General features: G+C 35.9%; 12 protein-coding genes and 1 tRNA gene. 4 read left to right on the forward strand and 9 right to left on the reverse strand.

The window, feature by feature from the left end; genetic code table 11:
* The 4 genes from typA to C6H08_RS09105 all read right to left on the reverse strand — a co-directional run bounded on the left by typA (position 1) and on the right by C6H08_RS09105 (position 6007).
* Positions 1-1803 carry a translational GTPase TypA gene (gene typA, locus C6H08_RS09090; RefSeq protein WP_034579471.1) on the reverse strand — a complete coding sequence of 601 codons (1803 nt, stop codon included), beginning with the start codon at positions 1801-1803 and terminating at the stop codon, positions 1-3.
* Between the two features lie 286 nt (positions 1804-2089).
* Positions 2090-4708 carry a preprotein translocase subunit SecA gene (gene secA, locus C6H08_RS09095; protein WP_034564093.1) on the reverse strand — a complete coding sequence of 873 codons (2619 nt, stop codon included), beginning with the start codon at positions 4706-4708 and terminating at the stop codon, positions 2090-2092.
* Positions 4709-4749: 41 nt separating this feature from the next.
* Positions 4750-5124, reverse strand: a complete 375-nt coding sequence (locus tag C6H08_RS09100) for a heat shock protein transcriptional repressor HspR (RefSeq protein ID WP_004087982.1) — start codon at positions 5122-5124, stop codon at positions 4750-4752.
* Positions 5125-5137: 13 nt separating this feature from the next.
* Complete coding sequence (locus C6H08_RS09105; RefSeq protein WP_034564096.1) at positions 5138-6007, reverse strand: DnaJ family protein; 870 nt, start codon at positions 6005-6007, stop codon at positions 5138-5140.
* A gap of 271 nt (positions 6008-6278) precedes the next feature.
* Between C6H08_RS09105 and C6H08_RS09110 the strand changes: the two genes are divergently transcribed.
* From C6H08_RS09110 to C6H08_RS09120, 3 genes are all read left to right on the forward strand, one after another.
* Entirely contained in the window at positions 6279-7577 is a 1299-nt protein-coding gene (locus C6H08_RS09110; RefSeq protein ID WP_034578895.1) for a hypothetical protein, read from the forward strand.
* A gap of 128 nt (positions 7578-7705) precedes the next feature.
* Entirely contained in the window at positions 7706-8734 is a 1029-nt protein-coding gene (locus C6H08_RS09115; protein WP_052092860.1) for a type II asparaginase, read from the forward strand.
* 692 nt (positions 8735-9426) lie between these two features.
* Positions 9427-9627: a hypothetical protein gene (locus tag C6H08_RS09120; RefSeq protein WP_080732180.1), complete on the forward strand. Its 201-nt coding sequence runs from the start codon at positions 9427-9429 to the stop codon at positions 9625-9627.
* Here C6H08_RS09120 and C6H08_RS09125 read toward each other — a convergent pair.
* From C6H08_RS09125 to C6H08_RS09145, 5 genes are all read right to left on the reverse strand, one after another.
* Positions 9615-9690 (reverse strand) — tRNA-Ala (locus C6H08_RS09125). The genes C6H08_RS09120 and C6H08_RS09125 overlap by 13 nt on opposite strands.
* Before the next feature lie 127 nt (positions 9691-9817).
* Positions 9818-10321, reverse strand: coding sequence for a chemotaxis protein CheW (locus C6H08_RS09130; protein ID WP_005218356.1), 504 nt, complete (start codon positions 10319-10321; stop codon positions 9818-9820).
* A gap of 2 nt (positions 10322-10323) precedes the next feature.
* On the reverse strand, positions 10324-12699 hold the full coding sequence (locus C6H08_RS09135) for a hybrid sensor histidine kinase/response regulator (protein WP_034564100.1): 2376 nt from the start codon (positions 12697-12699) through the stop codon (positions 10324-10326).
* Positions 12700-12789: 90 nt separating this feature from the next.
* A complete protein-coding gene (locus tag C6H08_RS09140) occupies positions 12790-13737 on the reverse strand; it encodes a chemotaxis protein CheV (protein WP_005218354.1) in 948 nt (315 codons plus the stop codon).
* Positions 13694-14524, reverse strand: a complete 831-nt coding sequence (locus C6H08_RS09145; protein WP_034564102.1) for a metallophosphoesterase — start codon at positions 14522-14524, stop codon at positions 13694-13696. The genes C6H08_RS09140 and C6H08_RS09145 overlap by 44 nt, the downstream gene beginning before the upstream one ends.
* A gap of 198 nt (positions 14525-14722) precedes the next feature.
* Between C6H08_RS09145 and thiS the strand changes: the two genes are divergently transcribed.
* Entirely contained in the window at positions 14723-14923 is a 201-nt protein-coding gene (gene thiS / locus C6H08_RS09150) for a sulfur carrier protein ThiS (protein WP_034564104.1), read from the forward strand.
* The last annotated feature ends 103 nt before the right edge of the window (positions 14924-15026 follow it).

A 15026-nucleotide genomic window follows, 5' to 3' on the forward strand; every position in this document is an offset into this window, starting at 1 on the left:
TTATTTAGCCTTTGCTCTCTTACGCATATTTGGCTCTAGAATCTTCTTGCGGATTCTAATATTTTGCGGTGTTACCTCTAAAATCTCATCATCTTCTATCCACTCTAATGCTCTCTCTAGTGTCAGCTCTCGTGGTGGCACAAGCTTAATGGCATCATCACTCCCACTTGCACGCATATTTGTCAAATGCTTTGCCTTAATGGGATTAACATCTAAGTCATTATCGCGGCTATGTTCGCCGATTACCATACCGATATATACTTTCGTTTGTGGGGCTACAAATAGCACACCCCGCTCTTGTATATTAAAGAGTGAAAATCCTGTCGCCTCGCCATTTTCCATAGAGATTAACGCACCATTTTTACGCGATTCTACCCCACCGCTAAATGCCCTAAACTCTAAAAAGCTATGATTCATTACACCTTCACCTTTTGTATCTGTCAAAAACTCGCTACGATAGCCAATAAGCCCCCTTGCAGGGATTTCAAACTCTAGCCTTGTGTAGCCATCACTCATAGGATTCATAGCTTTCATTTCCGCCTTTCTCTTGCCAAGCTTCTCAATAATCGCCCCGCTAAAATCCTGCGGTGTGTCAATGACTAAATGCTCAAAAGGTTCAGTTTTCACGCCATTTTCTTCTTTCACAATCACTTCGGGGCGTGAGATACTAAACTCAAAGCCCTCACGCCTTAGATTCTCCGCTAAAATAGTGATTTGTAGCTCACCCCTTCCGCTTACCTTAAACTTCCCTTCGCCCATCTCTTCACATCGCATAGCAATGTTTGTTTGCATTTCTTTTAACAGTCTATCTTTGATTTTATTTGCCGTTACATGTTTGCCCTCTAATCCCGCCAAAGGACTATCATTTACCGCAAAATACACGCTCATTGTGGGTTCTTCTAAGTGCATAGGATCAAGTGGCATAGGATTATTAGGACATACAATAGAATCTCCCACATCAACGGCGTTAAATCCAGCAATGGCTACAATATCTCCCGCTTCAGCAGATTCTATCTCTGTCCTTGCTAGTCCCATAAAGCCGATGAGTTTGCTGATACGCCCGGTTTCTTTCTCGCCATCGCTTTTTGCAAGCATTACATTCTCACCCTTTTTCACGCGTCCATTAAACACCCGTGCAATGCCAATTTTGCCTACATAGTTATCATAATCAAGCGTGAAAACCTGCATTTGCAGTGGATTATCAGCACTTCCGCTTGGCAGTGGCACATACTCTAAAATCGCTTCAAACAATGGTTCAAGATTCTTTTTAGTATCATTTAAGTCCTTAATCGCATAGCCATCACGCGCAGCCGCATAAATCACCGGAAAGTCAAGCTGAGAATCTGTGGCGTCCATTGAGACAAACAAATCAAACACTTCATCAACAACCCTATCTGGCTCTGCGGCAGGTTTATCAATCTTATTTACCACGACAATGGGGCGGATTCCAAAGCTAAGGGCTTTTTTGACGACAAATTTTGTTTGAGGCATAACGCCTTCTTGTGCATCTACAAGCAATAAAACGCCATCTACCATTTTTAGCACCCGTTCCACTTCCCCACCAAAATCAGCGTGTCCGGGCGTGTCAATGATATTTATCTTTGTGCCTTTGTAGTTTATGGCTGTATTCTTTGAAAGGATTGTAATGCCCCTTTCTCGCTCCAAATCGTTAGAATCCATTACCCTTTCATCAACCTGCTCTCTCTCGCCAAATGTCCCAGACTGACTCAAAAGCCCATCTACTAGTGTAGTTTTGCCGTGATCCACGTGTGCTATCACAGCGATATTTCGTATATTTTGCATTGTGTATCCTTATGTGTAATTAAAATTAAAGCTAAATTAGAATAAATCCTAGATTATGACATAGTTATATTAAGATTTGTTAAAGTGAAGTGAGAATGTTTAGCAGAACTAAAATCTCTAAATTTTCATTCATTACCACAATCATATAGTCTCATTTAAAGCTATAATACTTCATTTTATGGGTTAAGTGTAAAAAATATTCTGTGATTTTTGTGGTGTATGTAGCATATGTATAGATTCCAAAATAAACCTTTAGAATCTAAAATTACTTATAACCAATGCTTAACTAAGCATTGGTATCTTCTCTTTGCTTTGCAAGGGCGCCTCGTTTTGGTCCGCTTTTACCATGGCAGTGTTTATATTTTTTACCACTACCACAAGGGCATATTTCATTTCTTGCTGGTTTTTTATCTCTTATCTCTTCTTCTAATCCGCTATGATTTAGCACAAGATTTTCATTTTCATGCTCTAGGTTTGATAGAATCTTTTCTTCTTCTTGCTGCACATCTTGTGTATTAAACTGAATGATTTGCAATGTGCGATAGGCTTCAATTTTGATATTTTCTACAAGCTCTAAAAAGAGATTGTAACTCTCTTTTTTATACTCTACAAGCGGGTCTTTTTGATTATATCCACGAAGACTAATGCCTGTTTTTAAATGATCTATTGAGTATAAATGCTCTCTCCACGCATTATCTACCACTTGTAAATAAATGATTCTTTCAAGCTCGTTACGCATTTCTGGTGTTGTATTTGCAAACTTTTTGTCATATTCATTTTGCAAGGCGGATATAAGAATCTCTTGTATTTCATGATAGCTTTTTGCTTCTAAAGATTCACTCAATTCAAGCAAATACTCTTCTTTTAATACGGCTAAAAGTCCAGAAATATCGTAATTTTCTGGCACATCATGTGGTAATATTTGACTTCTCTCTAAAAGATTATGCGCGCTTGTTTCGCGGTTTTCTTTGATTCTTTCTGCCATATTAAAATCTTTTTGTAATAGCTCATTTCTGAATCTATATATGACTTTTCGCTGTTCGTTACTCACATCATCATATTCAAGTAGGTGCTTTCTTGATTCAAAATGAAGAGATTCCACCTTTTTTTGTGCTTTTTCAATAGATTTTGTAATCATGCTAGATTCTATACTCTCACCATCTTTCATACCAAGCTTACCCATAACGCCTTTCAACTTATCGCTTCCAAAGATTCTAAGCAGGGAATCTTCAAGGCTTAGATAAAATTGACTAACGCCCGGATCGCCCTGTCTGCCTGCACGACCCCTTAGCTGATTATCAATTCTTCTGCTTTCATGTCGCTCTGTGCCGATGATATATAGCCCACCTAACTCTCGTATCTCATCATCGATTTTAATATCCACGCCTCTACCTGCCATGTTTGTAGCAATGGTTACTGCACCTTTTAGCCCTGCGTTTTTGATGATTTCTGCTTCTTTTTCATGCTGCTTTGCGTTTAATACATTATGCGGGATTCTAGCCTTTTTTAGCCATTCATGCAAAACTTCGCTTTTTTCAATACTTGCTGTGCCAACAAGCACTGGCTGCCCTTTTTTATATAGTTCTGTGATTTTATCTAGCACTGCTTGGAATTTTTCTTGCTCACTTTTATAGATTAAATCATTTAAATCTTTTCTCTGTATCGGTAAGTTAGTCGGTATGGATACAACTTCAAGTTTATATATTTCTAAAAACTCTGTGGCTTCAGTCTGGGCTGTCCCTGTCATGCCGCCTAATTTATCATAGAGTCTAAAGTAGTTTTGGAATGTAATATCTGCTAGTGTTTGACTTTCTTCTTTAATTGCTACGCCCTCTTTTGCTTCTAGGGCTTGATGCAGTCCTTCGCTAAATCTTCTGCCTTCACTTAGTCTGCCTGTAAATTCATCTACAATTACAACTTCGCCATTTTGGACTACATAGTCTTTATCTTTTACAAATAGATAATTCGCCTTTAAGGCTTGGTCTAGGTGGTGTGATAAAGACGCATTTTCAATCGCATAAAGATTTTCTACATTAAAAAGCGATTCTGCTTTTTTGATTCCATCTTCTGTGGTTAGAATCACGCGATTTTTTTCATCAACGCTAAAATCAGTTTCTTTTTGCATTTTCTTTGCAACAGAATCTGCTAATTGATAATTCTCCATTTTGCGATTAATTGGACCAGAGATTATAAGTGGCGTTCTAGCTTCATCAATAAGGATAGAATCTACTTCATCAACGATAGCAAAAAAGTGGTGTTTTTGCACTTTTTGGTCTAAGTTATACTTCATATTATCCCGCAAATAATCAAATCCATATTCATTATTTGTGCCATAGACTATATCGCTTGAATAGATCTTTAAACGCTCTTCATCACTTTGTATCGCATTTGTAATAACGCCTACACTAAAGCCAAAAAAGTTATAAAGTGGCTGCATAGTCGCTGCATCTCTATTTGCTAGATAGTCATTCACGGTTACAACATGCACGCTTTTACCAGACAAGGCATTTAAGATAACTGGCAGTGTTGCTACAAGCGTTTTTCCCTCCCCTGTTTTCATCTCTGCAATCTTTCCTTCATGCAAAGCCATACCACCGATAAGCTGCACATCAAAATGTCGCATATTAAGGATTCTCTTACTTGCTTCCCTTGTGAGAGAAAAGACTTCTTCAAGTTTAGAATCTAAAAGCGAATTTATCACTTGAATAGAAAAATCACTACTATCTAAGCTACCAAGCTTATGTGTAACCTCATCTTTTATCGCTTGAAATCTCTGCTGTAAAGCTTCATCGCTTAGAGATTCTAACTCTGCTTCTAATGCGTTTATCTTACGCACACGATTTTTGTAGCCTTTTAGAATCTTATCATTACGAGTGCCAAAAATTTTCCCAAATAAAGTTTTCATGTATATCCTTTTTATTAGAATCTATTCATCACTTCTTTGCATTACTTTTTGGAATGCAAAACAAGCTCATAAGAGCTTTTGATAATCGTTAAATCGCCTGATACACTCTTTGTGCTTTGCTGTTTATGCAAATTATTCCGCAAATCATCATTTAAACTATCAAGCTCATCCATTCTCTCTTTTAATCGCAAGATAATATCCACACCCGCAAGATTCACCCCTAAATCTCTAGTAAGCTTTAAAATCGTCTTAATCTTATCCATATCTCGCTGTGAATAAAGCCGCATTTTCCCATCAGTGCGTGAAGGCTCAATAAGCCCTTCTTTCTCATACTGCCGCAAAGTTTGCGGGTGAATATCAAGTATCTTTGCTACTACGCTAATCAAAAAAACCGGTTCATCATAACTTGCATCCATGCTATTCCTTTCCTTATAGTTCTTTTTGCAACAACTCTTTTAACTCATTGCTTAGCGTATTAGAATCTGGCAATTTTGCATACACTTGCAGGATTAAATCTCCATATTGCCCCGTCTTTCTATCTTTAAAACCTTTGTTTTTAATACGCATTTTCTTTCCATTTTGCATATTTGCTGGAATCTTAATAATCATTTCTTCACGCAGTGTTTTTATACTCGCTTTATCTCCAAAAAGCATTGCTTTGAGTGGCACTTCTACAACTTGAGTGAGATTATAACCATCAATGCTATACCCTTCCTCTGGTGTTATTTCAATGGTGATTATCGCATCGCCGACCATATTGCCAAGTTTTTTACCTTTACCTTTTGCACGAAGTTTTGAACCATTTGTAATGCCCTCTGGTATCTTTAACTCAAAGCTAGAACCATTTAAGTGCAAACGCAAAGTATCGCCTAACAACGCGCTTTTAAGCGATATGCTCGCCCTTGCTTCAATGTCTAAGTCAATGCCATCACCCATACCATTATCAAAACCAAAGTTAAATGAGCTAAACCCTGAATTACTACCATTAAAGCCCCTGCCACGCGCACCAAAAATATTTTTTAAAATATCATTTAAATCAGCACTTTGATAAGAGCGGCTAAAATCACTGAAATTTTGCCCATTAAACATGCTATCGCCATATTGATCGTATTCAGCCTTTTTTTGCGGATCGCTTAGAATCTCATACGCACCATTTATCTCTTTAAACTTTTCTTCAGCTTCTGCGGATTTATTCACATCGGGGTGATATTGTCTTGCAAGCTTTCTGTATGCTTTTTTAATCTCGTCAGCACTTGCATTTTCACTAATATTTAATGTTTGATATAAACTTTTTGCCATATATACCTCGTAAAACTTTTAGTGTTATTATAGCATACAATATGAGTTTATGTATATAAACTTTATTTAGTTTGTATGAAAATGTGTGAGTGTTGTTAGTAGTGTATTGTAAAACTTTTATTGAGATTTTTAGATATTTTTCTCCACAAAGACTAAATTTAGATTTTAATCTAATGGCAATAAAGCATAAAAAGTAGGGTATAATCTCAAGCTTTTAGTATCTTTGAAGCTTAGAGATAAAAAGATTTTAATATTTAAATGGGACAACATAATGTATAAATTATTATTTATATTTTCATGTGTATTAACTACGATCAACTTAGTGTCTGCAAAACAGATAAAAGAGTATGCTTTTATAGAATCTAGCGATACAGATTCCAATGACATAACTCTAAACAATACAAAAATTGCAAATAATGCAGAATCTTTAACCCCTCCCCCAACATTCCTAAAAGATTCCATAAAACAACAATTAGAAACTAAAGAATCTAACACTACACATACACAAAGCATAACACAACAAAAAGATTCTAATAATATCCCTAATGATTTACATTTCATATATGGTTTTGACTTTACATTTTTTGCGGATAATTTAGAAGATTCCTTTCCGTATTGGGATACACGCACACTGCTTCAAGCAAGTATATTTCCTGAAATAGGACTGCATTTTTATGGGCAGAATCTTCGTGTCGGCGGATACTACATTATGAATATGGGTGAGAAAATCCCGCAATTTCCACAAAATGTAGGTTTGAGTTTATATTGTGATACGCATTATAAAAATTTTAGTGGCTATTTTGGAATCTTTCCAAAAAAACACTGGATTGGCGTATATCCTAATCTCTACTATCGCAAGGACTTTTTACTGCAAAATCCTATGACAAATGGCTTTGGTCTGCAATATCAAAATAAAGGTTTGAACGCAGAATTTATATTTGACTGGTATGGTGGGAATCTGCAAAAACGAATCGATGAGTTTTTAGCTCAAGGCTTCTTGCAGCAGAATTTGTGGCATGATAATATCTTTCTTGGGGCTTCATTCCTGCTTTATCATACAAAAAATGATGAATTACTCAATCCTTTAAATACGATAAAAGATGTATGGCTGCTTGATAGATTGTATTATAACGCCTTTGTTGGCTTTGACTTGCAAAAGAGATTTATGCCCTATATGGATTCTATAAATCTTAGTTTAGGTGTGCTTGGGTCTGTGGAGCGTAAGAGACGACATTCTAGTGGGCTTGTTCCTTTTTCTAACTCTCTTGGATTAGACTTTATGCTAAAAGCACAATATAAGGGCTTTGGCGTTGAAAATAGCTTGTATTATGGGCAGGGGCAAATGAAGTATTTTAGCGAGTATGGGGAGTCGCTATATTGGGGATTACCCTTTTATCAAGCAAGATTCTATGATAGAGTGGAGATGTATTGGGAGTATAAAAATGCGTATAGCTCTACTCGTTTTAGCTTTATATTCCATTTCACAGATACAAAGATCGCAAATACACAAATGCTTACAATAGTCCTTGATACGCATGAGTTATTGAAGAAACTTGCAAAAAGGTATTAAATTTTATCATACTAAAAATTATAAATTTTGATATAATACCTTATGGATTTACTCCAAATTTACTTTAAAAGGTGTTGTATGAAGAAGTTTTTCTATGCTTTTTTTTGCTGATGATAGGAAGTGCAGTGATGTTACAAGCGTTCTCGATTGAGACGGCACAAGTCTCAAAAAAGCCAAATGTCGTAATCCTTGCAACAGGTGGGACTATTGCAGGATCGATTGATTCTAATATCAAAACGACTGGTTATACTGCGGGTGTTGTAGGTGTTGATGTATTGATTAATGCTGTGCCAGAGATTAAGAATCTTGCCAACATTAAAGGAGAGCAAATTGCAAATATCGATAGTGCAGATATGACTGATGAGATATGGCTAACTCTTGGAAAACGCGTAAATAGCCTTTTAGCAAGTCCTGATGTAGATGGTATCGTTATCACACATGGCACAGATACAATGGAAGAGACTGCGTTTTTCTTGCATTTAACAATTAAGAGTGATAAGCCTGTCGTGCTAGTAGGTGCTATGCGACCAAGCACTGCAATGAGTGCTGATGGTCCTAAGAATCTCTATAATGCAGTAGCCCTTGCTGCAAGTCCAAAGGCACGAAATAAAGGCGTTATGATCGCTATGAATGATAGGATTCAGAGTGCAAGAGGTGCTACAAAAACACATGCCCTAAATGTTGAGACTTTTAAGTCCCCAAATAGTGGCGATATGGGCTATATCCTTGATGGAAATGTATTTTTTAACTACGCTCCATTGCAACCACACACAAGAAAAAGTATCTTTAATATAGATAGAATAGAATCTTTGCCAAAAGTTGATATATTGTATTCTTATGCAAATGATGGCTCTGGTGTTGCAGCTAAGGCTTTATTTAAGGCTGGGACAAAAGGCATTGTTGTAGCTGGAACTGGTGCTGGTAGTATCCATAAATATCAAAAAGAAGTGCTAAAAAGTCTTATGCAGCAGGGCTTAGTAGTCGTGCAAAGCTCAAGAGTTGGCTCTGGCATTGTGCTTGCAAATAGTGATGATTCTAAACTTGGATTTATCGGCGCACATGATCTAAATCCACAAAAAGCACGAATTTTACTCATGCTTGCTTTGACAAAAACAAACAAAACAGACGCTATTGCAAAGATTTTTGAAACTTATTAAAATAGTGTTGTAAAATTTTTATAGCTCTCTCAATATAACCTTGATAATGTCATCTATTATAGTTTTGACATTATCTTGCCTCCCTTTTTTTTCAAATAATATAGAATCTTGTGGCTTTTGCTCTGGCAAATACTAAATTTGTGTTTGCAAAGATCGAAATGAGAATATTTTTATTTCTATAAGTTTTGGTATTGTCTTATTGATTGCTTGTAATGATAATTCTGTTAGACTAACATTTCTTTTGCGGTTTATATGTTGGCAGCATATATTATTTATGCCTAAAAAACCTCTAGTTATACCCTTTAGCCTTGTTGCACAATGCGTCAAATAGACACTAAATACAATGTTTATATCCAATTAAGGTAAATTTAAATTTTAAAAAATACATGAATTCGCTAAACTATAAAGTGTTAATAATTTTTGTGATACCTTAAAAGGTATCCGTGCCAGCATGAACACAGTAAGAATGGAAGCTTAGTTTTTTAAAAGTAGGGCTATAATATTAGGGTTGCTGTGTTGGTATTATAAAAGCCAAGCATGGTTTATCTAGGCTTGGTGTTTTCCGTATTGCGAAAATGGTAGGGATCTTAGATTCCTGTTGTGTAGGTATGCGTAGGGTGTATTTTTGCCTACTTTTGTGCTATCAAAGAGTGTGATTTCTTGCAATCTCATTCAAATATGTAAAAGAGGAAATGCAATTACTCTATCAATCTTTATTATTGCTTGATTGCTCTCAAGTGATTTGGATAGTGAGAGGGAATGATTGGTGGGGATTTGATATGATTATTCTTTGCAGGATATACCTTACAAGCATACTTGCATTCACGCACTCTCCAATATATAAAAGCACTACGACAACATATTGCCATTTTTTTGGTTTTGGTGGAGTGTAGGGGGTTCGAACCCCTGACCTCAACGCTGCCAGCGTTGTGCTCTCCCAACTGAGCTAACACCCCAAATGAAGTCCCTAGATCTATCTATTAATATCTTAAAATGAATGGTATGTCATCTTTTTGATCAAATAAAGAACGAGAGTGCATATATCATTCTTTATTTCATTAAGAAACAAATATTTTTTGAATCTTAGAAGTTTCTTTTCAAAAGATTATCAACGCGTAATATTGTAGTCAATCTATCACCTTGCTTTGCAATGCCATATAATAAGTTTTCTTGCTCATTGAAAGTATCTGGTATAGGATCGATTTGATTCTCATCAATTCTTATAGCTTCTGTCAATTTATCAATAACAAAACCAGCGATTTCATCATTATGATTCACAACTAAATAGCGTGTATCTTTATCCTGTTTTGTTTGTGGGATACCAAACTTCATTCTAAGATTAATGAGCGGATATACATTCCCACGAAGGTTAAATACACCCATTACATAATTTGGAGTACCCGGCACACGAGTGAAATCAATAGGTTTTATAATCTCTTTAACATTTAAAATAGGCACTGCAAACTCTTCAGTTCCTACCACAAAACCAATTAATTGCACGATATGTTCAGAATCACTATGCAACTCTTCTCCCACATTTTGCTTTTGCTGTTTTGCAAATACATCTTTTAACGCGTTATTATCCATTCTTATTCTCCATCTACTTGCAAGTTAATATTTCGTTTTACGACATTCAACAAATATTCAGGCGTATATGGCTTTGTAATATATTCTGTCATACCAGATTCTACACCACGCATTCTATCTGTTTTGCTTGTCCTGCTTGTTACTGCGATGAGTGGCAAGTTTTTAAAGCGATTGTATTTTCTTACTTCACTTGCAAAAGTGTAGCCGTCCATTCTAGGCATTTCAATATCAACAAGCACAGCATCAAGGTCATGATCGCCACTTTTTACAATCTCAAGTCCCTCTAGTCCATTGCTTGCTTCAAGCACTGTAACACCTAAAGGTTTCAAGCATTTTTTCATAATTGTTCTATCTGTTGTGCTATCATCGATTGCTAATACAATGTAATCGCTTGGTGAGTTTTTAGCTTTTGCCGCAGTGCTTTGAGAAATAAGATTATTCACACTTACCTTAACATCTTTTGCCATATCCATCATTGCGGCAACATCAGCGATTAAGGTAATCTTACCATCTCCCCTAACAGTTGCTCCAGCAATGCCCTCTGTGCCTTTGAGATAGTAGCCCAAACTTTTAATAACAACTTCTTCTTGCCCGATGAGATAATCTACAATTACACCGATTTTTTGCTCCGCTAAACCGATGATAACAACATAGACTTCATTAAGACTTTCTAAAACAGAATCTACCTTGAAAATATCTGCTAATCGCACAAGGCTTAACACCTCATCTCTTAGTCTCAATACGCTTTTACCATCAACCGTGTAAATCTCTTCTTGTGATACACGCACGGTTTCTAATACCGAGCTAAGTGGTATAGCATAGTATTCTTCTTGCACTCCAACAAGCAAGGCTTGCATAATAGCTAGTGTTAATGGAATCTTTAGCTTCTGTGTCGTGCCTACGCCAAGTTCAGAATCTATTTCTATGATACCATTAAGCTTTTCAACATTTGTTTTCACAACATCCATGCCTACACCACGACCGCTTACATTCGTAATGCTTGCCGCAGTTGAGAAGCCCGGTCTAAAAATGATACCAAATGCTTCCTTTTCACTCATGTTTTCAGCATCTCGTTCATTAATAAGCCCTTTTTCAATAGCTTTCTTTTTCAGCATTTCAGCATCAAGCCCCTTACCATCATCTTTAATCTCAATGACGATATGATTTCCTTCATTATAAGCCTTAAGCTCGACTTTACCAACTTCACTTTTACCATTTGCTTTTCTCACATCTGGCACTTCGATACCATGGTCGCATGAGTTTCTAATAATGTGGATAAGCGGATCGCCAATCTCTTCTACAATGGATTTATCAAGCTCTGTTTCTTCACCGCTAATGATTAGATCAATGTTTTTGCCAAGCTCCCTGCTTAGATCTCGCACCATTCTTGGGAATTTACTAAACACCTTACCAACAGGAAGCATTCTTGTTTTCATAACCGCAAGTTGTAAATCTGTCGTTACAGTGCTAATTGAGCTTACGACTTGATTCAACTCTTCAAGGAATTTCTCCCCATCATATCGCTCTTCAACATCACCATAGATTCTAATGAGTCTGTTTTTACCTAAAACTAATTCCCCGATAAGATTCATAAGGTGATCAAGTCTTTTTACATCTACACGCACGGTTGGCTCTACTGCAACAGAAGGTGCTTTTTGCCCACCTGCTTCCGCTTTAGGTGCTGCCTTTGCGGCTGGGGCTGCAGCAGGTGCCACCCTTTGTTCTGTGGCTTTTGCTTGTGCTTCTTCTTGCTTTTTCTCTTGCCTTCTCTTCTTATCTTCTTCTTGTCTTTTTGCAAGCAATCTTGCTATTTCTGCTTCTACTTCTTCTGGCGACATATTAGCATAATCTGGCTCTTCTTCAGAATCTGCTGACGCAGATTCTGCACTCTCTGTGCTACTAGATTCTGTATTAGCCTGTTGTGCTTCTTGTGTAGGTGCTGCCTCCGTAGCTGGAGATTCTGCGGTTGCTTCATCGATCGCTTCACCTTTTGAGATAGCTTGCAAACGCTTCACGCAATCGCTTACATCAATACCGCTATTTGCATCAGTCCCATTATCACGGATAACGCTTAAAAGAGCTTTCATTAAATCAATTGATTCTAAAATCACATCCATTACATCAGGTGTGATTTTAAGCTCACCCCTACGAGCCTTATTAAGCACATCTTCCATATTGTGTGTTAAATGTGTTAAAACATCAAAATTTAAGAATGAACTTGAACCTTTTATAGTGTGTGCTACCCTAAAAATCCTGTTTAACAAATCTAAATCTTCAGGGTTGTTTTCTAATTCAACCAAATCTTGGTCAAGTTGCTCGACCATTTCAAAGGCTTCAATCAGAAAGTCCTCCATTATCTCTTGCATATCATCATTCATTTAACACCTCTAAATAACTATAAATATGTATTGCATTATCCATGCTTTTTCATAACTGCCAATTATAACATAAAAAAAAATATTTTTGGTTTATTCCAAAATTTTTATAATTTCATCATAAAAAGTCTGTGCATCAAACTTTACTAAATAGGCATCCGCACCAATATCTCGCCCTTTTTGCTCACTAAATTTATCACAGATAGACGAGTTAAATATAAATGGTATAGATTGGAATCTTTCATCGCTTTTAATGATTTCTGCGAAATGGAAGCCATCCATTTTAGGCATTTCAATATCAGATATAATAAAGCGTATAAATGAAGTGAGATTTCCATTTTTTTCCACATACAAATCATTTAGCGTTTGCAATGCCATTTCGCCATCATGTGCTTCAATCACAGTAAAACCCATTTTTTTGAGATTCTTTTTCAATAAAGAGCGAGCAATAGTGCTATCATCTACAATTAATACATGTCCGCTAAACTTCTTAGTTACTTCTTGCAACTCTTTTTTATCTTGTTTATCACTATAAAAATCGAGATCATCAACAATGCCCTCTAAGTCAAGGATTAAAAGCGTTTTGCCATCTTCTATGCGTGTTGTCCCTGTGATTTTACCGCGTTCTAAATTATGGCTATTTGAGCTAAATTGTGCTGCTTGGACATTATCCCAGCCTATGCGTCTAATAAGCTTTGCTTCATGCACTAAAAAACCTATCTTTAAATTATTAAATTCAGTGATAATCACTCGCTTTTTGTGTAGGGGCAAATCTGCCTCTCTGTCCTTAATATTAAGCCATGTTGCTAAATCTACAAGCGGTATAATAATGCCTCTAAGATCAAATACACCGATGACATAATCTGGACTAGCTGGTAATTCAAAAGTTTCTGGCATTTGTATAATCTCTTGGACTTTTGCGACATTTATACCATAGATACCCTCATATACTTCGCCATTAGTTTGCTCATTGATTCTAAAATCTACCAATTCTATTTCATTGGAGGATATTTTTGTCTGATATGCTTTTTTCTGTTCCATACGCCACCTCTATAAACAAGCTGCCCTGTTTAAAACTAAGATAATCTTTGTGAAAATAACACGATTGCAATGCGTTATAAAAAACATTTTCTTCCTTTACATGTTGTCCTAAATGATAATGTCCCTCTATAATACAAAACTTTGTAATACCTGTGGCAAATCCATCATTAATTAATTTCTGAATAACATGAGATTTATATTTTACAATCCTTTCAGACATAAAATGTAGAAAATCAGTGCGAAAAAATGAAAATTCTGCAATCAGTTTTTGATTTATACGAGCTGCAATTGCTTTGTAAATTATACCACAACTTAGTGTATCAAGTAACCGAAAAATAAATAAGACATAAGGTTTAGTAATAAACTTACGATAAGAATCATAATTTTTATTAATCCATAAATCACCATGGGCTAATATATATATTGTCTCATTACTGCCTTTTATGATAAGCGGCTGCATACAATAGGCATAAATCTTTAGATTCTTGGCATTATAATCATAACCTCTCCATACAGAATCTAATCCAAAATCATGATTTCCCTCTATTATTATAATCTCATTGCTAAAAGTTAGCTTGGCAATCTTTTCTATAAGCCCCCTATTTGCAACGCAACTACTATGAACGCTACCGATAAGAAAATGAAATATATCACCCATTAAAATAATCTGTCGTTGCGGGGGAAAATTATCAAAATATTCTAAAAGATTCACATCATTTTCTTTAAAGTGTGAATCTGCTATAAAAAAGGCATCTTCTCTAATTGTAAAATCATTAATAATTGTCATTTTTTTGCTTTTTAATGTGTTTAGTTTCTATAAAATGATAGCACAAAAATCCCGTGATATTTTTCTAAGATTCTATAAGAATGTAACTTTGTATCGTAACTTAACGCATATCGCTATAAATATACATAGAATCTTAGGTGAGTTTGACAGAAGTATGTTACAATGAAGCGTTTTTTATCTTTTTATTAGGAGAATATCATGCAAATTTCTATTAATGGCGAACATCAAAATATAGCGGATAACATCACAATCACACAGCTTTTAGAGCAATTAGAAGTAGAAGATAAAATCGTAGCAATTTCTCTAAATGCAAATGTAGTTAAAAAAGACACATGGACACAAGTGTATTTGAAAGAACATGATAAGCTAGAGCTTTTGCAATTTATGAGTGGTGGTTGATTAGATTTTCAATATGGCTTTTAGGTTAGAATCTTAAGCAGTTTGTTCGAAATCCTAGCTTAGATTCTGTATTCTTAACCCAGACGCATTTTTAAGAATCCTA

Origin of the sequence: Helicobacter bilis, assembly GCF_900198365.1 — a bacterium.
Taxonomy (GTDB): Bacteria; Campylobacterota; Campylobacteria; order Campylobacterales; family Helicobacteraceae; genus Helicobacter_A; species Helicobacter_A bilis_B.